At 44.6% G+C, this 24,398-nt stretch carries 21 protein-coding genes and 1 riboswitch; of the genes, 16 read left to right on the forward strand and 5 right to left on the reverse strand.

What is annotated here, in order from left to right; genetic code table 11:
- Positions 1-86 precede the first annotated feature (86 nt).
- The 9 genes from ACIZ62_RS02010 (at position 87) to ACIZ62_RS02050 (ending at position 8,285) form a co-directional block, all read left to right on the forward strand.
- Positions 87-518, forward strand: coding sequence for a DUF1934 domain-containing protein (locus ACIZ62_RS02010; protein WP_111888201.1), 432 nt, complete (start codon positions 87-89; stop codon positions 516-518).
- A gap of 139 nt (positions 519-657) precedes the next feature.
- Entirely contained in the window at positions 658-2,334 is a 1,677-nt protein-coding gene (gene argS / locus ACIZ62_RS02015) for an arginine--tRNA ligase (protein WP_111888200.1), read from the forward strand.
- A 1-nt stretch (position 2,335) separates the two neighbouring features.
- Entirely contained in the window at positions 2,336-3,043 is a 708-nt protein-coding gene (locus ACIZ62_RS02020) for a ThiF family adenylyltransferase (protein WP_111888199.1), read from the forward strand.
- 359 nt (positions 3,044-3,402) lie between these two features.
- Positions 3,403-3,888 carry a 2-C-methyl-D-erythritol 2,4-cyclodiphosphate synthase gene (ispF, locus tag ACIZ62_RS02025; RefSeq protein WP_111889742.1) on the forward strand — a complete coding sequence of 162 codons (486 nt, stop codon included), beginning with the start codon at positions 3,403-3,405 and terminating at the stop codon, positions 3,886-3,888.
- Positions 3,885-4,574, forward strand: coding sequence for a 5'-methylthioadenosine/adenosylhomocysteine nucleosidase (locus ACIZ62_RS02030; protein WP_111888198.1), 690 nt, complete (start codon positions 3,885-3,887; stop codon positions 4,572-4,574). The genes ispF and ACIZ62_RS02030 overlap by 4 nt, the downstream gene beginning before the upstream one ends.
- A 2-nt stretch (positions 4,575-4,576) precedes the next feature.
- Positions 4,577-5,764, forward strand: a complete 1,188-nt coding sequence (gene alr, locus ACIZ62_RS02035; RefSeq protein ID WP_111888197.1) for an alanine racemase — start codon at positions 4,577-4,579, stop codon at positions 5,762-5,764.
- Between the two features lie 13 nt (positions 5,765-5,777).
- Positions 5,778-6,587 carry a transketolase gene (locus ACIZ62_RS02040; RefSeq protein WP_111888196.1) on the forward strand — a complete coding sequence of 270 codons (810 nt, stop codon included), beginning with the start codon at positions 5,778-5,780 and terminating at the stop codon, positions 6,585-6,587.
- A gap of 2 nt (positions 6,588-6,589) precedes the next feature.
- A complete protein-coding gene (locus ACIZ62_RS02045; protein ID WP_111888195.1) occupies positions 6,590-7,528 on the forward strand; it encodes a transketolase family protein in 939 nt (312 codons plus the stop codon).
- A gap of 157 nt (positions 7,529-7,685) precedes the next feature.
- Positions 7,686-8,285 carry a nitroreductase family protein gene (locus ACIZ62_RS02050; RefSeq protein WP_111888194.1) on the forward strand — a complete coding sequence of 200 codons (600 nt, stop codon included), beginning with the start codon at positions 7,686-7,688 and terminating at the stop codon, positions 8,283-8,285.
- A gap of 211 nt (positions 8,286-8,496) precedes the next feature.
- On the opposite strand, the gene ACIZ62_RS02055 is transcribed toward ACIZ62_RS02050, so the two are convergent.
- Both ACIZ62_RS02055 and ACIZ62_RS02060 read right to left on the reverse strand, forming a co-directional pair.
- Positions 8,497-10,065, reverse strand: a complete 1,569-nt coding sequence (locus ACIZ62_RS02055) for a DUF2284 domain-containing protein (RefSeq protein ID WP_414151130.1) — start codon at positions 10,063-10,065, stop codon at positions 8,497-8,499.
- Between the two features lie 192 nt (positions 10,066-10,257).
- The gene (locus ACIZ62_RS02060) at positions 10,258-10,866 is read right to left on the reverse strand and encodes a hypothetical protein (RefSeq protein WP_414151131.1); all 609 of its coding nucleotides are present in this window, start codon (positions 10,864-10,866) and stop codon (positions 10,258-10,260) included.
- Between the two features lie 471 nt (positions 10,867-11,337).
- Here ACIZ62_RS02060 and ACIZ62_RS02065 point away from each other — a divergent pair, with 471 nt between their 5' ends.
- Both ACIZ62_RS02065 and ACIZ62_RS02070 read left to right on the forward strand, forming a co-directional pair.
- Positions 11,338-12,258, forward strand: a complete 921-nt coding sequence (locus tag ACIZ62_RS02065) for an AAA family ATPase (protein WP_111888191.1) — start codon at positions 11,338-11,340, stop codon at positions 12,256-12,258.
- A 42-nt stretch (positions 12,259-12,300) separates the two neighbouring features.
- Positions 12,301-14,067 carry a cobaltochelatase CobT-related protein gene (locus ACIZ62_RS02070; protein ID WP_414151132.1) on the forward strand — a complete coding sequence of 589 codons (1,767 nt, stop codon included), beginning with the start codon at positions 12,301-12,303 and terminating at the stop codon, positions 14,065-14,067.
- Between the two features lie 156 nt (positions 14,068-14,223).
- On the opposite strand, the gene ACIZ62_RS02075 is transcribed toward ACIZ62_RS02070, so the two are convergent.
- Positions 14,224-15,012, reverse strand: coding sequence for a family 1 encapsulin nanocompartment shell protein (locus tag ACIZ62_RS02075; RefSeq protein ID WP_111888189.1), 789 nt, complete (start codon positions 15,010-15,012; stop codon positions 14,224-14,226).
- A 24-nt stretch (positions 15,013-15,036) separates the two neighbouring features.
- On the reverse strand, positions 15,037-15,384 hold the full coding sequence (locus ACIZ62_RS02080) for an encapsulin-associated ferritin-like protein (protein ID WP_414151133.1): 348 nt from the start codon (positions 15,382-15,384) through the stop codon (positions 15,037-15,039).
- Between the two features lie 233 nt (positions 15,385-15,617).
- Positions 15,618-15,804, forward strand: a riboswitch (cobalamin riboswitch).
- Between the two features lie 154 nt (positions 15,805-15,958).
- Between ACIZ62_RS02080 and ACIZ62_RS02085 the strand changes: the two genes are divergently transcribed.
- The 4 genes from ACIZ62_RS02085 (at position 15,959) to ACIZ62_RS02100 (ending at position 18,779) form a co-directional block, all read left to right on the forward strand.
- Entirely contained in the window at positions 15,959-16,627 is a 669-nt protein-coding gene (locus ACIZ62_RS02085; RefSeq protein WP_111888187.1) for a hypothetical protein, read from the forward strand.
- An 88-nt stretch (positions 16,628-16,715) separates the two neighbouring features.
- Complete coding sequence (locus tag ACIZ62_RS02090; RefSeq protein WP_111888186.1) at positions 16,716-17,618, forward strand: helix-turn-helix transcriptional regulator; 903 nt, start codon at positions 16,716-16,718, stop codon at positions 17,616-17,618.
- Positions 17,619-17,688: 70 nt separating this feature from the next.
- Positions 17,689-18,147, forward strand: coding sequence for a GyrI-like domain-containing protein (locus tag ACIZ62_RS02095; protein ID WP_111888185.1), 459 nt, complete (start codon positions 17,689-17,691; stop codon positions 18,145-18,147).
- 14 nt (positions 18,148-18,161) lie between these two features.
- A complete protein-coding gene (locus tag ACIZ62_RS02100; RefSeq protein ID WP_322519639.1) occupies positions 18,162-18,779 on the forward strand; it encodes a GyrI-like domain-containing protein in 618 nt (205 codons plus the stop codon).
- Positions 18,780-18,915: 136 nt separating this feature from the next.
- On the opposite strand, the gene ACIZ62_RS02105 is transcribed toward ACIZ62_RS02100, so the two are convergent.
- The gene (locus tag ACIZ62_RS02105) at positions 18,916-23,319 is read right to left on the reverse strand and encodes a YDG domain-containing protein (RefSeq protein WP_414151134.1); all 4,404 of its coding nucleotides are present in this window, start codon (positions 23,317-23,319) and stop codon (positions 18,916-18,918) included.
- 367 nt (positions 23,320-23,686) lie between these two features.
- Between ACIZ62_RS02105 and ACIZ62_RS02110 the strand changes: the two genes are divergently transcribed.
- Positions 23,687-24,313, forward strand: a complete 627-nt coding sequence (locus tag ACIZ62_RS02110; protein WP_414151135.1) for a TetR/AcrR family transcriptional regulator — start codon at positions 23,687-23,689, stop codon at positions 24,311-24,313.
- The last annotated feature ends 85 nt before the right edge of the window (positions 24,314-24,398 follow it).

A 24,398-nucleotide genomic window follows, 5' to 3' on the forward strand; every position in this document is an offset into this window, starting at 1 on the left:
AAAAACTTAAGAGGATAATTTTTCTTGATAAAAGAACCCATCAATGGTTTAATAGTGGAAGAAATTATACCTCTAGGAGGAGACCAATGACTGAAGAAAGAAAAAAAGTATGGTTATCCATTTCGGGAACCGTCAAAGATGAAGATGAAAAGGATAGCCTCGAGTTCCTGACCGAAGGAGACTTATATAAAGAAGCCAATCGATCCTGCGTCACGTATAATGAATCGGAAGTTTCCGGTATGGAAGGAACAATCACCACCGTCTGTGTTGATGCACAAAAAGTGTCAGTCATTCGTTTGGGAACAACCAACTCGATTATGGAGTTTGAACGTGGAAAGAGAAACCTGACCTGGTATTCTACCCCTTACGGGGATGTGACCATGGGGATTTTAACCAAGGATGTATTTGTAAACTATAATGAGGATGAAGAGCCGACCAAGGTCTCGATCGACTATAACATCGAAATTGAAGGCGTTACAAATTCTCAAAATATCCTGAACATAAAAATTACCCAATAGAAAATGGCAGCAATGTCAATCACTGGAGAAGCGCCAAGAGCGCTTCTCCTTTAAATTTCACTTGAGCGGGAATGACAAAAATGCGCAATGATCTGAATATAATCTAAACATAAATAAAAAGAGTGAGAGGAAATTAAGGATGTACATACGCGAAAAGATCACCGAACAACTTAAAAAGATCATCGGAGAAGCCCTTAATCAAACAATTGAATCGGGAGCATTGGCGATAGAAATCAAACCGGATCTTTTTCTGGAAATGCCCAGAGAAAAAGACCATGGTGATTATTCCACCAATATCGCCATGCAGCTTCCCAAACAGACGAAGAAAGCCCCGCGTTTTATTGCTGAAACCCTGGTGGCCAATATGAAAATTGCAGACTCTTATGTTGAGTCAATTGAAATAGCCGGGCCGGGTTTTATTAACTTTAAACTAAAACCCTACTGGCAGTATGCGGTTTTAGCAGAGGTAGCCGAGTTGAAAGCGGATTATGGCCGGAGTCAGAAAAATGCCGGGAAAAAATTCAATCTGGAGTTTATTTCAGCCAATCCCACCGGACCAATGCATATGGGAAACGCCCGAGGTGGGGCCATTGGCGATATTTTAGCGGCGGTGGCCGACTGGACTGGCTATTCTGTTACCCGGGAATTCTATATTAATGACGCTGGAAACCAGATTGTCAAATTTGGCGATTCCCTGGATGCCCGTTACCGACAATTAATGGGCGAAGAGTTCCCCTTTCCTGAGGATGGTTATCAGGGTGAAGACATTACCGAACATATGAAAGTTTTTATTGAAGTAAATGGTGATGTTCACCGAACCATGACCCCGGAAGAACGTAAACCGATATTGATTGATTATGCACTAAATAAAAATCTTACCCAAATGCGAAGTGATCTGGAAGCCTATGGGATCCACTATGATGTCTGGTTTTCAGAACAAAGCCTTTATGACAGCGGTGCTATTGAGAAGACGATTGAGCTGTTGGGAAAAGGCGGATTTACCTACGAACAGGAAGGTGCCTTATGGTTCAAGGCCACCGAATTCGGTTCTGATAAGGACGATGTTTTAATCCGCGCCAACGGACTGCCCACCTATTTTATGGCCGATATTGCCTACCATATGGATAAGTTTATTAACCGGGGCTTCAATCGCTGCATTAACGTCTGGGGCGCCGATCACCACGGCCATGTGGCCCGGCTTAAAGGGGCATTATCGGCGGTCGGTATTGATGCCGCTAATTTTGATGTGGTCATCATGCAACTGGTGCGACTGCTCCGTAATGGCGAAGTGGCAAGAATGTCTAAGCGTCAGGGAAAAGCCATTGCACTGACGGATCTCATCGACGAAGTAGGCGTCGATGCCACCCGCTTCTTCTTTAATCTGCGCTCGCCAGACAGTCATTTTGACTTTGATTTGGATCTGGCCATTGAGCAATCTAATGATAATCCAGTGTTTTATGTGCAGTATGCCCACGCCCGAATTTGCAGCATCATCCGTCAGATGAAAGAAGAATTGGATAATACGATTCCCCTGGATTACGGTCGACTGATCGCAAAAGAAGAATTAAACCTGATGGAAATCCTTTCAAATTTCCCAGATGAAATTGTGACGGCCGAAGATAAATTGGACCCCAGCCGAATTACCCGATATGCCATCGATTTGGCGGCGGCATTCCACAGTTTTTATAATGCCTGCCATGTCCGGGTTTCCGACAAGGCCTTGATGAAAGCTCGCGTTGCACTGATTGAAGCAACTAAGCAGGTGATTCAAAATGCTCTGAGTATTTTGGGCGTATCTGCTCCAGAAAGAATGTAAAATGAAAACAGAAGCAGGTATTTTTGATCGAACTGAGAAACTAATTGGACAATCTGGTTTGGATAGTTTAAAAAACTCACGCGTTATCCTGTTTGGTGTTGGCGGGGTTGGCTCATTTGTCGCTGAGGCGCTAATTCGTAGCGGAGTTGGTTTTTTAACCATTGTCGATAAGGACATCGTCGAGTCCAGCAATCTCAATCGTCAGATCATGGCCAATGTTAAAACCATCGGCAAGAAAAAAGTCGATGTGATGGCCAGAAGGCTGATTGCCATCAATCCGCTGTCCATTGTTCATCCCATGCATCGATGCTATACCCCGGAAAGTTCTCCGGAATTTCATCTCCAGGATTACGACTATGTCATTGACGCAGTGGATATGGTAACCGCAAAAATTGATCTGGTCATCAAAAGTCAGCAAAACAAGGTGCCGATTATCAGTTGCATGGGAACCGGAAACAAGATGGATGCCAGTCGTTTTATTATTACCGATATCTATGAAACCTCAATTTGTCCGCTGGCCAAAGTGATGCGTAAAGAATTGCGGGAACGGGGCGTAAAATCCCTAAAGGTTCTTTATTCCACTGAAGAACCATTAACCAGAGAAAACCCGCCGGGCAGTATTGCCTTTGTTCCCTCGGTGGCCGGACTGCTGATTGCCGGTGAAGTGGTACGGGATCTGCTGAGAAATGGAAATATAGAAGAAAATTAACAACAGATATTTGCTGCCAGATTAAATAGCTTAAAAACCTTTTGAGTTATTTATTTGGTGGCATTTTTTTTGGTTATTTATGTTATAATTCTAATGTAAATTGAAGCGCCCGGAAAATTCAAATCATCAGGGTTTAAGAATACAGCAGCGCAAACGACTAGAGCCTTAGAAAGCGTAAGTAATGTTCCAAAAGGTTTCATGATTTTTCTATTTGTAAAAATAAAATCAGTTGTCAACTGAATTGTTTTTTTGGATCGGAGCAGCTAAATATAAACATGCGCGAACGAAATAATCCTGTACAAATGGCTAAAAATATGGTTAAATCTACTTGTGAAAGGTGGTTGGAGAGGAGCAAGATGATACGGATTGGAAGCGGTTATGACGTCCATCGTTTAGTAAAAAATCGACCACTCATTTTAGGTGGTGTAAAAATAAAACATTCCTTGGGTCTGCTGGGACATTCAGATGCGGATGTGCTTGTGCATGCCATTATGGATGCGCTTTTGGGAGCGTTGGCGCTGGGTGATCTCGGCAAGCACTTTCCGGACACTGATAGCGCCTATAAAGATAGTGACAGTTTATTGCTGCTTGAGAAAGTGGGGCAACTGGTGGCCGAAAAAGGGTATCGGATCAATAACATTGATTCAACCATCATCGCCCAGGCGCCAAAGCTGGCACCTTATATTGACAGCATGGTGGAAAACATAAGCAGAACCCTGGGCTTATCTGGGAATTGTATCAGTGTAAAAGCCACGACCGAAGAAGGCCTGGGCTTTACCGGGAGCGAGCAGGGAATTGCTGCCAACGCAGTAGTGAGTCTTTTGAAAGGAGAAATAAGCAGATGATTGGTATTATTGCAGCCATGGACAGTGAGGTTCGTGACATCAAGTCGGCAATGGAAGATAGCATCAAGATCCACCACGGAGGGATGACTTTTTTTAAGGGAAAACTCAACAAAAAAGAAGTTGTAGCAGTTAAAAGCGGAGTTGGAAAAGTCAATGCTGCTATGTGCACCCAGATTTTGATTGATCTCTTCAAGGTAACAACCATTATCCATGTGGGTGTGGCTGGTGCGGTTCATCCCGATCTGGAAATTGGTGACATCGTCATCTCAGAAGATAGTTGTCAATATGATATGGATGCCCGGGCCTTTGGTCATCCCCGGGGTGAAATACCAAACATGGATATAACCTTTTTTAAAGCAGATCCGACTTTGATCAAGCTAGCTGAGGCCGCCGCCGAAGCGCTCCAGGTTTCCTACCAGACGGGTCGGATTATGACTGCAGATTTGGGGGTAGACTCCAATAAGCTTAAAAAAGAACTGCGGGAAGAATTCGGTGGTTTGTGTGTCGAAATGGAAGGTGCGGCAGTGGGCCAGGTGGCGATGCAAAACCAGGTTCCTTATCTGGTAATTCGCTCCATGTCGGATAAGGCCGATTCCAATTTGACCGATGATTACAAGAAAAACCTGGAAGCGTCGATTAAGAATGGGGTCGCAATGGTGCTTAATATGATTCCGGGAGTCGCGTAACGATGAAAGAATTGGCACTCCGCCCGACCTGGGCAGAAATAGACTTAGATGCACTGATTAGCAATTATGAAGAAATTCGCCGAATCGTCGGGCCTGACGTAAAAATCCTGGGGGTTGTCAAAGCCGATGCCTACGGACATGGTAGTTTGGAATGTGCTAAAACCCTTTGTGAAGCCGGGGTGGACATGCTGGCCGTAGCTTTTATTGATGAAGCCATTGCGCTTCGACAGGGGGGCATCACCGAACCGATTTTACTGCTGGGATATACCTCAAAAGAACATATTCCTGATTTGATCCGCTGGGATGTGATTCCCGGAACCTATCAGTTTGACTTTGCCAAAGCCTTATCAGAACATTGTCAGGAAAGCGGCATTTCTCATCCCGTCCATATTAAAATTGATACCGGTATGGGGCGAATTGGGATTGGCTGGCGCGAGGCCTCACAAGTAATTGACGCGATGAATCAATTGGAGGGCATTGAACTTCAGGGGTTGTATACGCATTTTTCGACCGCAGATGCTGCTGATAAAACCCACACCAAGGAGCAGATCAGGCGTTATCAACAGGTTCTTTCGGAACTGGAAAAGAAGAATATTGTCATTCCCATCAAGCATATGGCAAACAGTGCCGGAATATTTGATGTCGAAGGGGTTCATTTTGATATGGTACGGCCGGGGATTATTCTTTATGGGCTTTATCCATCAGCTGAGGTTGATCGGTCAAAAATTGATTTAAAACCAGTCATGACCTTAAAGTCAACCATTGTACACTTAAAAACCCTTCATCCGGGAGAAACGGTAAGCTACGGCAACCGTTTTGTTGCCGATGACGATCGGATTATCGGTACCTTGCCAATTGGCTATGCCGATGGCTACACGCGGATGTTAAACGGTCTGGCCAAGGTCTTTATTTCCGGCCAGCTCGTACCCGTGGTCGGTAGTATCTGCATGGACCAATGCATGATCGATTTAACCGATGTGGAAGCGGTTTCCCTTTATGATGAGGTGGAGCTTTTTGGTAACAACATTTCAGCCGATGTACTGGCTAATGCATTGGGAACCATCAATTATGAAATTACCTGTATGGTAAACAAACGGGTGCCCCGGGTGTTCATTAAGGACGGGGCTCTTCAGTCCATCAGACGTGACATTTTAGATCGACAAATCAACACAAACAGTGATATTTATTAAAGAGGAGAATTAAATGGCATTTTTAGAAGAAACCGTTAGGGGTATTCGCAAGGATATTGTAAAAATGATTGGTAAGGCCGCTTCAGGTCATCCTGGAGGCTCATTGTCGTCAGCAGAAATTCTGACCCTGCTTTATTTTGAACAAATGAATGTGGATGTAAACAATCCCCGCAAAGAAGATCGGGATCGTTTTGTGTTGTCAAAAGGACACGCTGCTCCGGTGCTTTATGCAACGCTGGCAGCAAAAGGCTTCTTCCCCAGAGCCGAGCTGGAAAACCTGCGACAACTGGGGTCGATCCTTCAGGGACATCCGGATATGAACAAGGTACCCGGGGTTGATATGTCAACCGGCTCTTTGGGACAGGGAATTTCGGTGGCTGCCGGGATGGCATTGGCCGGAAAAATGGACAATAAGGATCATAAGATCTATGCTTTACTGGGTGACGGCGAATTACAAGAAGGTCTGGTTTGGGAAGCTGCTATGGCAGCCAGCCATTACCAGCTTAATAATCTGATTGCCTTTGTGGATAACAATAATCTTCAGATTGATGGCGCTATTTGTGAGGTGATGTCACCATTTCCCATCGATGGCAAGTTTGAGGCCTTTGGTTGGAACGTGATTACAGTGGAAGACGGCCACGATTTTGATGAGTTGCGAACGGCTGTGGAAGTTGCAAAAAAATCAGAGGACAAACCAACCGTGATTATTTGTAAAACGGTCAAGGGTAAATGCGTTTCATTTATGGAAAACAATGCGGGATGGCATGGAAAAGGGCCGAATGCAGATGAAGTGAAACAAGCATTGGCAGAATTGGAGGCTTAATCATGGCAGATAAAAAATCAACACGACAGGCATATGGCGAATATTTAGTGAAGCTGGGCGAAAAAAACAAAAATTTGGTGGTTTTGGATGCCGATCTCTCAGGAGCAACAAAGACCAACGTCTTTAAAAAGGCCTGTCCCGAACGGCATTTCAATGTCGGGATTGCGGAAGCAAACCTGATGGGAATGTCCGCCGGTTTGGCAACCGCAGGAAAGATTCCTTTCGCCAGCACCTTCGCTATTTTTGGCGCTGGACGAGCCTATGAAATTATTCGTAACAGTATCTGTTACCCGAAGCTGAATGTAAAAATTGCCTTAACTCATTCGGGGATCTCAGTAGGTGAAGATGGCGGTTCACACCAGTCGATTGAAGATATTGCGCTGATGCGGGTAATCCCCAATATGACGGTTTTATCACCGGCAGATGCGATCGAAACAGAAAAGATGATGGATGCCGCAATGGAAATTGACGGACCTGTTTATATTCGTTTGGGCCGCAGTGACGTACCCGTTCTTTTCGATGAAAATTATAAATTTGAAGTAGGAAAAGCCGGCTTATTAAAAAGCGGTGATGATGTAACCATTATTGCCACCGGTCTGATGGTGGGACCAGCTCTGGAAGCGGCACAGCTTTTAAAAGCAGAGGATATTTCGGCCAGAGTATTAAATATGGGTTCCATTAAACCCATCGACGTAAATGCCATAAAAGACGCTGCCGTTGTTACCGGTGCTGTTGTTACGGCTGAAGAACACAGCATTATCGGCGGCCTGGGCAGTGCTGTTGCTGAAGTATTATGCGATGTCGCCCCAGTACCTCTGGAACGGGTTGGTGTTAAGGATCTCTTTGGACAATCCGGTAAGGTTACGCCATTGATGGAAAAATACGGTTTAACGGCGAAAGATATTGTAGCGGCTGCTAAAAAAGCCATCGGCCGAAAATAGTAGCAAAAACCTAAGCAAAGAAGCAAAAAAACAGGGTCATCAAGACGCTGTTTTTTAGCGTTTTGCAGAAAAATTTGAATTTGTGGGTAATTAAGGTATAATGATTAGTATGAGGTCATACGAACAAATATTTTTTAAATAGAAAAGGAGTACTTACATGCCATTGGATTTTAAAGAAGCAATAGAGCAAAGGCGCTCGATATATGGAATTAGCGATGAAAGTACCATTACTGCGGAAGAAATAATGGAGATCGTCGACCATTCAACGAAGCACGTACCTTCGGCATTTAATTGCCAAAGTCAGCGGGTAGCAGTATTATTTGGAGAGAAACATCTGGAATTCTGGAGTATCGTGATGGAAACACTCAGAAAAAAAATTCTGGCTGATGAATTTCGGTCTACTGAAAATCGGATCAGCAGCTTTGCCGCAGGATGTGGAACATTGCTGTTTTATGATGATACGTCTGTTACTAAAAGTTTGATGGAAAGGTTTTCACCCTACCGGGATCGGATTCCGGATTGGGCTGAGCAGGGCAATGGGATGTTGCAGTTTGCCATTTGGACGCAATTGTCAGCAGCAGGTCTGGGTGCAAGCCTGCAACATTATAATCCGATCATCGATAATGATGTAAAGACTGCTTTTCTGATTCCGTCGGATTGGCGACTGATTGCCCAGATGCCCTTTGGTGTGCCTACCGAAGACCCTATTGAAAAAGTTTTCGAGCCCATTGAACGGCGCGTCATTGTCATTGAATAATCAAAAAAAAATGGGTTATCCGTGGTTTGAGGTTGTCGATAAACGACCGTACCGACCAATTGTTAATCTGTTGTTCGCTGCGGAATCGGACAGGCGAAGCCGTGTCCGCTCCGATGCGTACAACATGATGTAACAATTGTCGGTACGGGGTTATCTTTTTTGATAGTCTGAAAGCACCGGTTATCCGTGCTTTTTTTTGAGGGTAAGGCGATTATTCAAGCAGTAATAAACCATAGTATTTAACAAACTCATTCTTAGAAGCCAGTGTCTTTAAGGTTTCGCCGTTGTTTCTTACGGTTTCGAAGACATCAATGCCGGACCCTTCCATTGAGGGACGACGATTTTTCGTGTTAAGACACGGTTTATCCAAATCACAGGCGGGGCAGATATGACAGGGTCCGGACCAGAAGGTAAAGGCCTTGTGAAAACCGCCAATAAAGGCTAAGCGTTCTGCTTCTAAGATCTTTCGTTGAAATTCTCCGGTTCCCGGGGTTCCTTTAATTAGAAAAGCCCTGGTGTAGCGGGAGATTAATCGGCCGGTTTCTTCAAAGGGGATCTCGTTGGCCTGACAATGTTTGAGATTGGCCGATGAGCAACCAAAGGCACATTTGTTTTTGGCAAATTCGGTAACCACCACCGAATCGGTGGTAATTTCTAAGACATCATCAAAGCCGATGTTAAGGATTGGATGCTTGAGGCGTTGCATCGGCGTCAAAGCCAGAGCTTCCACAAATGATGGCGATTTTCCGGCAAAAATGACAGCAGTATCGGTTTCAAGCGGAATCAGAGCAGTGGTGGTGAGACCGGCTGCCTCAAATTTGTGGATGACTTCATTTGCGGAACAAACCTGGCCCTCAAAATGGATCATCCTATTGATTCCAGATAACCTGGCCATCAGGGTTGCATGCTCGTCAAAGGCGTCGTGAAGCATCAGGATACCATCTGGCTTAAGCATCGGTAAACAGGCGAGTACTTGATTTAGAAACAGCGGCTGATCCTTACTGATTGACAAACGGGTGAAGATAATCAGAGCATAGGCCTCATGATTTTTGGCAGAGGCAGCGCGCAGTTTATCAAAGGAACTGGTATCGATCGGCTGTGCCTGGGGATCATTAAAAACAGCAGTGTCAATCGGAAAGGGATCATCGTCGCAAAGCAGGGTGATCTCCAGATCGGGAAAGGCATGGAGAAAACAATCTGCCATTGTTTGAGCTCCGGGACCGCCGATTAGAATTTTCCCGGACAAGGCAGGGAAGAATTTAACGCATTCAAGCGCTTTCATGCGAGTCAATTCATGGATTGCCTTAATCTTTAGTTGATTAAGCTGTTTATTGGCTAAATACTCCGGCCCACTATTTTGTTCAGTTGGTGTGTTTTTTAGCAGTGAAGATTTCAACTGACGCCATTTTTGAGACTGTAATTGCCGCAGCTTGATGGTGTCGCCCAGATAATCTGGACTGGATGAAAGCAGATAGCACTTGGTTATGATGGCATTGCTGTAACTGCCCTGATAACAAAAAAGAAGCCCCAGACTTTCCAGTAGCGGCAGAAAGGATGACAATGCCGTGGCATCAGTTTCGATTTTTTCTGAAAGTGCTTGGGCATCGGCGCCATTATCTCCGAAGGAATTCAAAATTTCGAAAAGATCCAGCTCCAGAGCGGTAAATAAGGCTTCAGATGCCCAGTTGGCGGTTGAAAGGTTTACCAGATACTGGCCGCCATGGGTATGGGGGTCGTAGTTTTTTAAAGAGAAGTAATGATTTTTTTCTAAATTTTTCATCAGGATTTCCTATTCTTGAAATTTTTAGGGGGTAGAAATAACGAACAATTTTTATGCACATAAATTCCCGACTAAAATACGGGCGCAGGACCAAAATGTTGATTGTTATTTTGATACTAATGTCATGATGTCCATATTTGTAACAGCAACTTGTTTATTTTCAACTAGTGGTTAATGATTCATGCGTTATGATCATAGCAGGGCTTCTATTTGTTTTTTTGACTTTTTATCCAATATCTCTCCTAGTAATGCGTTTTGGATAAAGTTTTCTATTTTATCTGTTCGATGCTCTTTCCTGATAACAAGAAGTACCTTCAAGATATCAAGTAGTATTGATTTTCGCATGGTTTCCTTAATGGACATGAGATTAAAGGTAATAAGTCTAGAAGCTATTTTATCATGTAAGTCAGGCTTAGATGAAGCTATTTCGCCCAATGACTGAATACATTGGCGTATTGTGATGGGTTTTTCATCGTTTTGGAGTTGTAGATATTTATCAATGGTATCGTCTATTTTGTTTTCGGTATCCCACTTTACATTGTTGGCAATCAAATTCAGTCCGATATTTCTTTGATAAGAATTTTCACTTTTTAGTTTGCTTTTGAAGGTATCCCAATACGGATAAACATCGTCAAAAAAGAATGATCTGTTTTGCAGAATGAGAAATACCTGATATCTAATGGTGTTATCTTTTAAGGAGAGCCATTCTACAAGCTGCGAGATATCATCTTTGTTTAATGTCTTTGACGCTTCTTGTAAGTCGCTTTTTGAAATCGACATAATTTGCTCTAGCGTAATCAATCTTTATCCCTCCAATTGAATATTAATTAAGCTGTTATATTTTTATTAGCCTTATGATGCAATAAGTTTTGTGTTAACTATAGCACATTTTACCATATAAAAAAAGATCGAGTACCCGCGGAGGGCGCAAAAACAGATAAACCAGATTCAGGAGACCTTCATGCGCGGCTTTATGCTTAAAGAGTTCATTTAGAAATACAATCACGAGGCCATGCAATGAAACCGATCATCCAACTGGATATCAAAGAGCGATCCTTCGATTTGGAGGATTGCTCTTTTTAGCGGAACTTAGAACAACCGGCTTTATATGAATTACCGGTATTTGGCAGTTTAAGATAAGAGTCTTAAAAAAGGATAAATTTTTGTGCTTTTGCATTTTTTCTAACTATTCCGCTGGGTTTTGTGTTATATTCAAATCATTCTAAATAAACTGACAAAATCGATGCATGGCATTGACAGAAAGGAAAACGAATGAGATTAACACAGGAATTACTAAAACAGGGAATCAGCGAAAAGCTGCTTGACGATATAAAATATTTCAAACACTTTTATAAACTGGAGGAGCGTCTTCAGGATCGGGTTCCCAGTACCGAAACTGTTTTTTATGGCAAGGACATCTGGTCGATGTGTATTACTGCCATTCTAGAGGGCGAAAACATTTTACTCTCCGGTCCCAAGGCCACCGGAAAAAATGTCCTGGCCGATAATATTTGCGAGCTTTTTAACCGTCCTCAATGGAACACCTCCTTCCATGTCAACACCGACAGCTCCAGCCTGATTGGTACCGATACATTTATTGACAATGAGGTACGACTGCGACGAGGATCGGTTTATGAGTGTGCCATAAACGGCGGCTTTGGCGTTTTTGATGAAATAAATATGGCCAAAAACGATGCCCTGGTGGTACTCCACTCGGCTCTGGATTATCGAAAGGTGATCGATGTGCCGGGCTATGAGAAAATCAAGCTCCACGACGCCACCCGGTTTATCGGCACCATGAATTATGAATATGCCGGGACTAAGGAGTTAAATGAAGCCCTGGTATCTCGTTTTATGACCATTGATATTCCCCAAATTGAGGAAGAAACCCTGATGCTGATTTTAAAGGATTATTTTCCGGATGCCAACCCGGAAATTCTGGCCCAGTTTGCCGGTGTTTTTTTGGATCTTCAAGCCAAGGCCAGAAATTCGGAAATCTCCACCAAGTCTGTCGATCTGCGGGGGATTATCGGCAGTCTGCGCACCATCCGCCGAGGCTTAAAACCGATGCTGGCGGTCGATATGGGGGTGGTCGGAAAAACCTTCGATCAGTTTGAAAAAGAAATCGTTCTGGATGTCATCAAAACCCGGATCCGGGAAAGCTGGGATTGTGCCGATGTTTTTTCCGGCTAAGGCCAGAACCGGCCCAACACCTGAAGAAGGGAGGAACAGGCCATGAAGGATGCAAAATGGATCTATCAGGACTATGAATTTGACAACCGGGTATCCAATCTGATGTGGACGGTTTCCGGTGATTACGATGAAAACATGGACGTCGGAGAAAAGAGCTTTATTTCAAAAAATGTGGCCCTTTACCATGCCGTAACTGCCGGGGGAAGGCGAAAGTTCATTAACTGGCCCAGTGTCAAGAAATACGTCATCAGTCGTCATCGGGCTGGTTTTAATAAGGATATTCTCCTGAGTCTTATTGCTATGGGGAGTGATGTGGTAGTGGAAGAAAAAATTATTGCCGAACGCCCCGGAGTTTATGATATCCGCAAAGATGCCTACGATGATATTCTTCGCAATTATTATAAGCTTCACACCGACGATCTGATGGAAAAGGTACGTCACGCGATGATCCTAAAAAAGATTGGTAAAGCGCCGATGATGGACACCGAAACCCGAAACATCGCCAGCGATCTGGAAAACCTACAGGATCGGGAGGATACCATTGAGCTATTAAAAGGCATTGAAGAAATCTATGTGAAATATTTTCCGATGTTTGTGGAGGGCGATAGCGGTGATTCCAGTGAATCGGGCCACAATAAAAATCAGCTCCGCGGCGATTTTTCTGATTTTATGTTAGAAGAGATGTTTGACGAGCCCGAAGACCTGGACATTGAAGCCTCCATTGAAGACATTGCCGAGGCTCTGCTGGGAGAATCCCAGGGAGATCAGTCCAACGTATCCAATGATGCTGACAACCGGATTTTGCGGGTGCAGGAAGAGGATATCGAAAAAATCTATGAAAAAGTGGCTTACTATTACGGAAAATCGTTTTTGGATATCAGTGAAGTCAAAAAGCTTCAGAACCGGGTATGCAAAGACGCCCATGGCAGCTGCCGGATTCATATGACCGATGGCGTCGTCCGGAGTGACAGTGATAATGAATTTCAACAGAAATATGTGCAACGGCACCAGATTAAAAATACCGATGTGTTTCGCGCTAATTACAAGGTGTTCAAGCGCAACATTAATAAGCTTCGGGAAAGCATGTCCCGAACCCTGGTTCAGGAAGAAATTATCGACGCCATCCCTTCTGATGCCGGGAGGCTGATTCCCAGCAAACTCTGGCGGATTGGACGTAGCAGTAATAACAAGGTTTTTGTAAAAAATATTGATAATAACAAGGGCAGCTTTGTAGTGGATATCCTTATCGATTCCAGTGGCTCCCAGCGACGTAACCAGTCCAATGTTGCGATTCAGGCCTATATTCTGGCGATGGCATTAACCCAACTGGGGATTCCTAATCGGGTGCTGGGTTTTTCCAGTTTTCTTGACTATACGGTCATCAAACGCTTCCGTGATTATGAATCACCCCTTTCAGCCAATGACAACATCTTTGAATATTATTGCTCCGGCAACAACCGCGACGGTTTGGCAATTAAGACCACCTGTGAAGATCTCATTAAGCGAGGGGAAGATAATAAGATTTTAATTGTCCTCAGCGACGGCCGCCCCAACGACATTAAGGTGGGAAAGGGTCAGGTTAATAGTTTAACCCAGGCCTATCGGGGTCGGGTGGCTATTTCTGACACCGCCCGGGAAGTTCGAACGGCCCGCCAACAGGGTATTATGGTACTGGGGGTCTTCACCGGAAAAGAGCAGGATCTGATGGCTGAAAAGCTGATCTATGGCAAGGATTTTGCCTATATTAAAGACATTAACCGCTTTGCTGATTTGGTTATTAAGTATTTAAAGCAAATTATTGTAAGTTGAAAAATAAAACCGCTAAGCATCAACTGCTTGATGTCTTAGCGGTTTTTTTGGTACTATTTTGTTATCCTATAATTGTTATCCTTCGCCATAAAAAGATCAAACCGTTTCATAATAAGATCGATTGACGCTCCTGATTGATAAAACGATGGGAAACGCTTATAGTGTATAGGAAATAATAATATTTTCGTCCAACGCGCGGAAGGTAAAGCTTTCGGTGATAAACAGTTTGACATTTTCTTTATCATACGATTCAAAACCGATGGCAAAATCCTGTCCGATGGTCAGTTCAAAGTTTGGATTATCATAAGGGATCAGAAAAGCGCCATCAAGAACGGTGCTTAATAGTATTTTTCCACCAATGAGGGCTTCGATCTGTTTAATCAGCGGATACCCATGAGAGCTTATATTGAGACGATTATAAGCCACCTCACCAACAATTAATACAAAGGGACCGGCTTCAAATTTTTCTCTTAGTGTAACCAGGCCTTTTGAGATTGCTTCCATAATTTGGGAGTCTGTTTTACCAAAGGGTATTTTTTCATTAACGGTTACCGATTCCAGACCTTTAATCTGACCAGCTTCAAAGCCTTTATACACGACCGTTTCTTCAAACTCGGCAATTCTTTGGACAGCTTCTTCCAGATTAGTTAAATCAATATCCTTGGCACCACGCGTCAGGTTATCCATCTCCCAACGGTTTAAGGTGAAGCTTATTCTTGCTTCAACAAGTGGTTTGATCTTGAAAACACCGGTTTTAACAAGGTTTTCATCGTCATTAATTAATTCGAGTCGACCTTCCGATACGCTAGTAAAATCAAGACCTTTCGGTCCATTTACCGTGACGGCCTTTCTTGCTGTTAATCGACTTTTTAACACGGCTTCCGCTCGGCCATCAATTTCGCTCCAGGCGAGTTGAGTTAAGGGTGCGATTTCTCTTTTTAACATTTTTTCCTCCTTGATTAATGCGCGTTATTTTTTTAAATCACCGATATGGATACCGGATATATTTACAGACTCGGGTGCCGCTTCACTTTCTTCGGCTTCCAGAATTGAACCATCGACAAACAGGTACGTTCGCAGTTCTTCATCCCATTTGTCCATATTTCGTCTTAACCATTCAATGGCCATGCAGGCGTGTTCAATTTCTTCGTCCCGGTTATGCGCCATAATTCCTTTTAATTCAGGATCACTCGTTGCTGCCACGCGTTGGTTATACCAATCAACAGCTTCTAATTCTTCTTTTAAACTATTGATGGCCCGAGTGATGTTCATCGTTTTTTCATCTAATAATTCAATTGGTTCATGATACTGTGCCATAAAATTTCCTCCTACCTTCTAAATATTGGATATATAATAATTATACCCAAATGATTGTAGACTAACAGGATTTATGTTATCTTTGCAAAACATTGTTAGTTTAAGTGAAAGCGATTAAGATTTTTAAAGAATCAATGTGTATTGTATCAATGGGTAGATAGCAGGCGCTAATGCTAAAAAAGATCATCCTGATTACGCTCAGGAAATTACTATGATCGGTCAGAATAAACCCTTGCCAAAAAATACGTTTTAGATTAGTATAGAGTCAAACCATGACAGAAGGAATGCGGTGGGAATCCGCAACAGTTTCTTTGCTACTGTAAGGCGATCATGGGTGCAGGTGGTCATTGGGTTATCCGAGAAGGCCGTTTGCAACAAGCCCCGCCAAGTCAGGATATTTCCAAATGGTTAAGATGTTTGAAGCTTCAAAGAAGGCTACAACGTGTGAGACCATTTAGAAATACAGGATTTGGAGAAATTTTTTCCCTTATCTGGACAAAAATATGGCACACATTTTGTAAACCTTTTAAAAAGGTTTTTTTAGCTTTTTGTAGATGTCGAGAAAGAGGAAGAGATGGAAAAAATTAGGATAATAGAGTTACCGGTTGATGTCAATATGCCGATGCTGATGAAAAAAATGAAATTAACATGTGATTCACCAGTTTATGATGAATACCAAAATGCGGTGGAGCTTTTAAGAAACCAGATAAAACCGATGGCGATCATTAAAGCCTGTCCGGTTGAGACGTTTTCGAAGCATTTAGTTGTGATGGATGGGATTAAGTACAAGAGCAAAACCCTTCATTATTTGTTAAAAGACCACGAACAGGTGTTTTTGTATTTGTTGACAATCGGTGAAATGCCAACAAAGCTTCACCAGATTGAACATTATTTTTTGCAGTCGCTTAAGTTGCCAATTATGTATGGTGCCATGAAGCACTTGAAAGCGGCAGTTCGGGAAGACAATCATCTTAAGCAGGTGGGAATAGCGAATCCCGGTCTGATCCAGGATTGGGCAATTCAGGATAGCAAAGCTATTTTTGACAGCTTTGGCAGTGCCTCCCTGCAGATCGGACTAAAGATGGGTAAAGGCTACATTATGCGTCCTGTCTACAGTTCTTCCGGGATTCTCTTTGATGATTTTCAAAATTATTGCGATTGTGCAGCGTGCAGCATCGATGGCTGCATTGCCAGAGAGGAAAAGATGACGGACGACGAAAAAAAGATGGCAAGTGTTGGGTGAAGGCAAACAGCGCGCGATCTTTTATAGAAGTGCCATTTGCGACAAAATTGTGATAAAATAGAAGACAAAACGACAAAGGATAATGACAATGCAAATCAATCGATTGCTAGAAATGGTCTATATTTTATTTGAAAAGAAAAAGATAACGGCGAGCGAATTAGCCGACTACTTTGAAGTGTCTCAGCGTACCATTTACCGGGATGTGGAGTCTCTAAGTGCGGCTGGGATTCCTGTTTATGCTGAAAAAGGTAAGGGTGGAGGAATTCGGCTGCTGGATAACTACGTGATTAAAAAATCACTGCTTTCAGAAAAGGAACAGGTCAATCTGCTGGCATCGCTACAGGGGATGAATGTGCTAAACGGACCGGAGGTCGATCCGGTGCTGAGAAAACTGGCGACCCTGTTTGAAAAAAAAGATGCCGACTGGATTGAAGTCGACTTTTCCCATTGGGGCGGTGATAGCGATGAACGGGAAAAATTTAATGTGCTGAAAAACGCCATCCTTGAAAAAAACAGAATTGCTTTTGACTACTTTAGTGCGACCGGAGAAAAGACCGGGCGCACTATTGAACCGCTAAAGCTCTTGTTTAAGGGGCAGTCCTGGTATGTTTATGGATTCTGTTTAAGTAAAGAGGCGTTGCGCTTTTTCAAGGTCAGTCGGATCAGGCAGCTCCGGCAGTTATCGGAGGCTTTTTCCCGGACCCTGCCGGAGGGCCCTGTTTTTGAAAAACCGGAGATAAGCGCTTCCCAAATCAGGTTGATCCTGAGAATTGACGCGAGCATGGCGTTTCGGATCTATGATGAATTTGATCCGGCCGCGATCACAAAAAATCAGGATGGGTCCTTTGTGGTAGCGAGCCGCTTGCCCGAGGATGGCTGGGTGTATGGCTATATTCTTTCTTATGGTGATGCTGCTGAGGTGTTAGAACCCCAGTGGTTGCGGGAGGCAATTAAGAAAAAATTGGAAGATGGTCTTAAAAAATATCTTTAATATGACATTAGGTGTCAGGTTAAAGGGTGTATACTGAATTTATTAATAAGTTAGAAAGAGGTATACACAAATGGATTATGAATTGGTACAACTAACAGAAAAGCAAGTGGCGGGGCTGAAAATACGCACCAGTAATACCGATCCCCAGATGGTTGAAAAAATTGGTGCCACCTGGCAGCGTTTTTATGGGGAAGGAATTGAAGCCTCCCTGACCGGCAGAAAAAATGAGAAATGTATTGGTCTTTATACCAATTATGAAAATGGTGTGGCCGGCACTTATGACGTGGTGGTTGGTTGTGAAGTTGATGCTGCAGCTTCGCAATCAGAGCGGGTTGAAACCGTAAGCATTGCACCTGGTAACTATGCAAAATTTGTTGTCCATGGTGATGTGCAGCAGGCCGTTGGCGACTTATGGGTGAAGCTTTGGGATATGAAGCTCGACCGGAAATTTAGTAGCGATTTTGAGGAATATCAACCCGGGGAAGACATGGCCAACGCCGAGATCCATGTCTATATTTCACTGAATTAAGGGAGACGCAAACGATGGACAAAGTCGATTATAAAAAGCAATTTAAAGCCTTGTATTTACCAAAGTCTCAGCCGTCAATCATTGCGGTTCCGGCGATGCACTTTGCTATGTTAGACGGTAATGGCGATCCCAATGGGGAAGCGTTTGCGGAGGTGGTGGGGGCGCTGTACAGCTTCAGCTACGCAGTAAAAATGTCCTATAAGAGCAAGACCATTCCGGAGGGCTATTACGACTATACCGTTTTCCCCCTGGAAGGGGTCTGGGATCTGGTCGACACGACCAGAACCAGTGCGGATAAAAGTAACTATGCCTATACGATGATGATCCGCCAGCCGGATTTTCTGACCGCTGAACTGGCTGCCCGGTTTATCACGGAAGTCAAAAAGAAAAAGCCCAATGACTTCCTCGATCGTATCCGGCTTGGGGAACTAGAGGAAGGCACCTGCTGCCAAATGCTGCATTTGGGCAGCTATGATGATGAGCCGGCCAGCTTTGCGCAGATGGAAGCTTTTTGCAGTGAGCATGGCTATCGGCGCAGTGATAAAACCCATCGGGAGATTTATGATCCCCGCCGGACCGAGACGAATAAGTTAAAGACGGTGTTGCGGTTTAAGGTAAAAGCTGATCAGTAAGGCTGATCGGTGATCTGATTAAGTATCGTGGTAAGTCGTATAAGTGCCTAAAGAGGCCCCTGATTCAGGATGAATCAGGGGCCTCTGAGTTTTTTTGCAGCCGGGGCAAGCCACGACCGGGCTGGCTATAGGAGTTTTAGTAAGCGTAGAGCATCAGGGTGCTGCCGTCATAGACCAACAGGGAGTTTTTAAAGCCGCCTGGGAGGGTGGGGCCTGAGCTAGCATCGATTGTCTCTTGGTCTGAACCAGAAATAACGCGTTTAATCGCTTTGTTGTTATTGTCTTGGTCCTGACAGATCAGATAGACGCCGGTGTTGTCAGAATAATAGGTGGAATTGATCGGAATGATGTTGCTTATTTCCGGATTGTTGGGATCAATATCAACCCATCCGCCTGACCAGGAGTAAATCTGGTAGTATTTATTGGTGTTTACGTCTTCGGTGTAGTTTCTGTCAATCGCCAGCAGACCATAGCTATCATCGATACCAATCAACTGTTTGCTGCCGTCCAAAGTAACCTGAGCACCGCTTGTCCAGGTACTTAAGTTGGTTGAGCTGTAGATCTGACCAGTACTGTCATAGCCGTAAAAAGTCGTCGCACCCGCTTGCTTGGCGTAAAAGAGTTTAAAACCATCAGCTGGTGCGGTCAGGCTGCCGGCCGGAGTCCAGGCGGTGTTATTGTAAGGGGTGGAGATAACCGCATTGGCATCAAGAATTTGGCCATTACTTGAATAAACATAATCAGCCATAAGGTAATTACTGGCATGGTTGCCGGTTAAGGTGCCGTTCAGTTTGATGGTGTAATTGTTGCCCACGTTACTGGTTTTGTTGTTACTGCTATCGTAATAGTCAGCGCTGTAGGTTGCCAGATGCACATCTTCCTGCTCTACACTACCAGCAATATGGGCAATAGCGTCCGTACCGTTAGCTGGATTTTTAGACGGATTAACTCCAGCATATGTGACCGTGATGCTGCTGCTGCCATCGGCTTTTTTTACGGTGGCCAGATTGACATTGACATAACCCAGGATTCTTGGTGTAATCGCCGCCGTTTTTGAGGTATCTGGATTCGGGGCCAGGTAGTTTTTGGCGGCCTCGCCGTCAAGGGTAAAGTGGATGGTCACGGGTTTGGCACTGCCGTCACTGGTGACATTTTTAGTATCGTAGCTGGCAGTGGCTTTGACCGTCACGGCATCGTTATTGATTAAGCCGCTAACGGCATCAGCAGCAAGGGGATATTCCGATAATTTAGTTGTGTTATCGGCCAGATAAACATCGGTAGTGGCGTCATACTTACGGGTCGCTGCGATGGCCGGCAGCTTGGTGCTGACGACGGTCAGCGGCAGCGGGGTAATGGTAACTGTGGTGGTCTGATTGGTAATCAGATAGTTACCGCTAGTGTCACTGGTGGAGTAGCTGATAGTGACAGTTTGCTCGCCGGCATCTTTATCGTTGGATGAAAGATTAGCTGTCACAGCTATGCTTTCACCTACAGCAAGCCCGCTGATTTGCGAAGCAGCGACCGTATATGATGATATTTCCTTACCATCCGAATCATAAACCTTACTGGTGCCGTCATAGGGGCGGGAGGTCTTGATAGCCGGTGGGGCGATGGTCAAGGTTTTTGGGGTAATACTGCCGCCGGAGATCGTACCGGTAATGCTGCCATCGGATGCGGCATCCGCCAGGCTGAAATTGTGGGCTGCCGTGCCACTGAGTTTATAGGTATAGGCGATCGTATAACCGCTACCGACGTTACTGGTTTCGCTATTATTGTCTTTATAGACAGCAGTGGTATCAAATGTCAGCGTCCCGTTTTGGATCGCTTCCTGAACGATCGGTATTTGATTAGTATCGGTAACTCTGACGGTGACGAGGGCATTGCTGGTACCGTCATATTCCTTAGTCTTATCACTATCTTTGACAATGGGAGTGGTGGCAATCGACAGTGGGGTAATATCAGCAGTTTTGCTTTGATCATCCGGCAGGGGCTGATAATTTCCTGCGGCCTCGCCGGCAAGGGTGTAGTGAATGGTAATGTTTTTATTGGGATCGACGTCTTTACCGTCATCATAGGTGGCGGTCGCAGTGACCGTCACTTTACCGGCGTCAGCAGCAGCAATATTGCCGGGTGTGACCGGCATATTATAGATTTTCTCGGTATTATTGGCCGCCGTAAAGACATCGGCGGTGCCGTCATAAGCTTTGGCCACCGGGGTGGGAGCTACTATCGTCAATGGTCGCGCGGTAATGCTGGCCCCGATTGTTTCGGTCGCTGCGATCTGGTAGCGTTTATTAGCAGGGCTACTATCAATTGTATAGCTAACTGTAATGGTCCGGTTGCTACCGGCGTTTTGATTATCATAGACTGCGGTGGCTGTGACATTAATATTGGGGTCGGCTGCTACACCGGTTGCCACACTAATCACGTTATTGCCGGCGGCAATTTTTCCCTTGTTATTAAACACATCGGTGGTGCCATCATAGGTTTTGTTTTTATTGATATTCAGGCTGGCGGCGGAGACCATCAGATTTTTCTTCGTAATGATCCCGATTTCCGCGTGTTCCGCCGGTGCGCTGTAATTACCGGCGTCGGTTCCCGACAGGTTATAGCTGCATAGCACTGGTTTATTCGTACCCACTTCAATCGCATCCGTTTTACCGCTACTGTTCTGATAGGTAGCGGTCCGGGTGATCGTCAGTGTATCGGCGTTAAACTGGCCAAGGGCTTCGGTAATCACGGTGTTAAGCGTCGCTGTTCCGTCAAATTCCTTTGCGATGGCGGTTGTCGTCGCATTACTCAGAGGTTTTTGCGTAATCTCACCCTTTATGGTCGTGGCGGCTGGCGGATTGTACTTATTGGCATTGGTACCGGAGAGGCTGTAGGTGACGGTAATATCTTTGTTGTTGCCGACGTTTTTATTGTCATAAGTGGCGGTAGCACTTACGGTCACGTTATCGCCAGAGATAATTCCGGTAACCGCCGTAGCATCAAGAACCTTGTTAGTCACATCGGTATCCGTGGTACCGTCATAGGTTTTAGACAAGATAATGGTTGGTGCAGTGACCACGCTCAGACTGATTTTGCTTGGTGGTGTATAACCGCCACCACTATCGCCGCCGGGTTGTGGTTGCGGTGTTGGGATTACTGGGGGAATAACGACTTCGGGATCGACAGTATAGTTCCCGGGTGCTTTTTCAAAGCTGACATTGTCCGAGGCAATTTCAGCTTTGCTGACGGTGCCCGTCCCGGTTACTTTGACGGGAGCCTTTACAGAAAGGTCGGTAACGGTTGTCTGGCTGCCCAGATTCACCGTGCTGTTTTTGGCTTCCGGCGCGATAATAAGCTGCTTGATGCTTGTCTGTTTGTCGGTTTTAACCACGGCATCCGGGGCATTTACGGTTACCGAATCAAAATTGCCTTCTAGAATCACTTCTTGACCAGCGGCGACTTCGCTTAAAACAAATGGAGTCCCATCGAGTCCAGTGACCACAATCCGCACGACGCCGGTGGGGGTTTTCTCCACCAGGATGTTCTGATAATCGCCACCGTTAATATGAATACTGTTTTTACCGCCGCCGCGAACCCGCAGCTCGCCGGAGACGGTGACATTATTCAAGGTGACATCGCCGTCACCAACGGCTTCATCAATAATCAGGTTGCCATCAATGGTCAGGTTCTGCAGGATTACTTCGGTAGCGGTGATGATCACATCCTGGTTGATCGGTTCTGATCCGTTAGTTGGGCCATAGGTGCCGGCTTTATCGTAGACTGTGGATGTGCTTAATTTTTCAAGCTGTTGGATCGCTGTTTCAATGGCTTTAACGGCATCAGCCACTTCTTCCGCTGTACTTTTATCGGTAACGACGTGATTCTTTATAACCGTCTGCAGATTAGCCCAGGAGGTTTGGGTATAATCAGACTCACTCAAGTCATCAATTTGTTCAAGAAGGCTATAGTAGGTGCTTAATTCACTGTTTACATCGGTGTCTTTAACAATTTCCAACTTCAACGCTTCCAGGCGCAAAGAACTGCCAACAGTCCCAAGCTGTTCACCATCGGCAAACCATTGTTCTGAATCTGCAGGCAGATCACCAATGTTCTGGACATGGCCCTGGTAGCGGATATGATAGCCGATGGCCTTATTACCGGTGGCATCAAGCAGGATAATTTTAATCGCCTCAATTCGCAACCCACCGCCCCGGGTTCCGGCATACTCGCCGTTTTTGGCCCAGGTGGATGGTTGGCTCTCATCATAGAGCCAGCCGATGTTCTGGACATGGACGTTGTAGCACAGCGAAAGATCTGCCGGCAGCTCGCTGTCAGGCTTTAATTCAAAGCCTTCAATTCGTTTGCTTTGGCCAACGGTACCAATCCGATTAGGGCTCGCAACGAAAGAACCATCGGTTGGGTAATCGCCCAGATCTTGAATGTGGCCCCGGGAAAGAACCGGGATCGTTTCGGTATCGACTTGGGCAAACACAGAAGGAATCGGAATAATCAGGCAAAACGCCAGTAAGACGAATATAAATTTTTTCACTTTTTCTCCTTTTTTAATGGTTTGAATGCGGATTAATTTAATCCAGTAATTTCTGGTGAATGAATAGGCAAATTTGGTGACTCTTAAATGTAGTTTATTCTAACAGTTTATCAGCTTTAATAAAACATCAATTGACGAGTAAAAAGTGCTGTTCGCGAATGGAGCGCTTTCTATAGGAGCAGTAATAAAAAGATTTTAGCGAATGAAAATTATTAGCAAGAATAAAATCCGCTTGACAAAGTTTACTAGCCAGGATAACATAACGATGTTATCTAATGAGCGGTGGTGATTGAACGTATCAGTGCCTTCAGGTAACGCAACTACGGTTATCGATAGTGCAAATGAAATGATAAAGCGGGGAAGTTAAGTGAAAGACAATAAAGAAACCAAAGAAAAGCTGCTGACGAGTGCCAAAAAAGAATTTATTGAAAAAGGCTACCTCTCGGCATCGCTGCGCAATATCTGTAAGAATGCCGGGGTTACCACCGGGGCCTTGTATTTTTTCTTTGAAGATAAGCAAGACCTGTATGGCGCATTGGTTGCCGAACCGATAAAAAAACTTCATGCAGTAATGAATCGTCACTACGCCGAGGAACAGGCTCAGATTAATGCCGGACTCCTGATGGAAACGGACCGGGATGATGATGTCGAAGCGGCCATCGCAATCTTGCGTTGTCTCTATTTGCATCGGGATGAATTCATGATGTTGCTGACAAAAAGCCAGGGTTCCTGCTATGAGAAAATCACCGATGATTTTGTGATGATCACTGAAAAACACTTTAGACAGATCGCCGACAATATGGAAAAATGTTATGGTGCTCCGCGGGTGGCTGATTATCTGATCCATTGGATCGCCCATATGTTAATTGATGCCTTTATTCATATTTTGACCCATGAGGTATCAGAAGAAGCGGCAGTGGTGCATGTGCAACAGGTCATTAAATATATGATCGGTGGTTGGTTCGGTCTATTTGCACCTGAGATGAAGGATTAATTATAGTAGCTAAGCCCCTGCTTCCTTTGGTGAGGATCTTAATCAGGAGCAATTTGGGAATTGCTAAAGTGAGCAGGAGTAAGAA

The sequence above is a fragment of the Acetobacterium carbinolicum genome (assembly GCF_047456275.1).
Taxonomy (GTDB): Bacteria; Bacillota; Clostridia; order Eubacteriales; family Eubacteriaceae; genus Acetobacterium; species Acetobacterium carbinolicum.

Bases quoted from the DNA above. Each gene is read 5' to 3' on its own strand.
- ACIZ62_RS02090 (WP_111888186.1), top strand. From the start codon at position 16,716: ATGCAAATCAATCGATTGCTAGAAATGGTCTATATTTTATTTGAAAAG.
- ACIZ62_RS02030 (WP_111888198.1), top strand. From the start codon at position 3,885: ATGATTGGTATTATTGCAGCCATGGACAGTGAGGTTCGTGACATCAAG.
- ACIZ62_RS02095 (WP_111888185.1), top strand. From the start codon at position 17,689: ATGGATTATGAATTGGTACAACTAACAGAAAAGCAAGTGGCGGGGCTG.
- alr (WP_111888197.1), top strand. From the start codon at position 4,577: ATGAAAGAATTGGCACTCCGCCCGACCTGGGCAGAAATAGACTTAGAT.
- ACIZ62_RS02010 (WP_111888201.1), top strand. From the start codon at position 87: ATGACTGAAGAAAGAAAAAAAGTATGGTTATCCATTTCGGGAACCGTC.
- argS (WP_111888200.1), top strand. From the start codon at position 658: ATGTACATACGCGAAAAGATCACCGAACAACTTAAAAAGATCATCGGA.
- ACIZ62_RS02100 (WP_322519639.1), top strand. From the start codon at position 18,162: ATGGACAAAGTCGATTATAAAAAGCAATTTAAAGCCTTGTATTTACCA.
- ACIZ62_RS02020 (WP_111888199.1), top strand. From the start codon at position 2,336: ATGAAAACAGAAGCAGGTATTTTTGATCGAACTGAGAAACTAATTGGA.
- ACIZ62_RS02050 (WP_111888194.1), top strand. From the start codon at position 7,686: ATGCCATTGGATTTTAAAGAAGCAATAGAGCAAAGGCGCTCGATATAT.
- ACIZ62_RS02040 (WP_111888196.1), top strand. From the start codon at position 5,778: ATGGCATTTTTAGAAGAAACCGTTAGGGGTATTCGCAAGGATATTGTA.
- ACIZ62_RS02070 (WP_414151132.1), top strand. From the start codon at position 12,301: ATGAAGGATGCAAAATGGATCTATCAGGACTATGAATTTGACAACCGG.
- ACIZ62_RS02065 (WP_111888191.1), top strand. From the start codon at position 11,338: ATGAGATTAACACAGGAATTACTAAAACAGGGAATCAGCGAAAAGCTG.
- ACIZ62_RS02085 (WP_111888187.1), top strand. From the start codon at position 15,959: ATGGAAAAAATTAGGATAATAGAGTTACCGGTTGATGTCAATATGCCG.
- ACIZ62_RS02045 (WP_111888195.1), top strand. From the start codon at position 6,590: ATGGCAGATAAAAAATCAACACGACAGGCATATGGCGAATATTTAGTG.
- ACIZ62_RS02075 (WP_111888189.1), bottom strand. From the start codon at position 15,012: ATGTTAAAAAGAGAAATCGCACCCTTAACTCAACTCGCCTGGAGCGAA.
- ACIZ62_RS02080 (WP_414151133.1), bottom strand. From the start codon at position 15,384: ATGGCACAGTATCATGAACCAATTGAATTATTAGATGAAAAAACGATG.
- ACIZ62_RS02055 (WP_414151130.1), bottom strand. From the start codon at position 10,065: ATGAAAAATTTAGAAAAAAATCATTACTTCTCTTTAAAAAACTACGAC.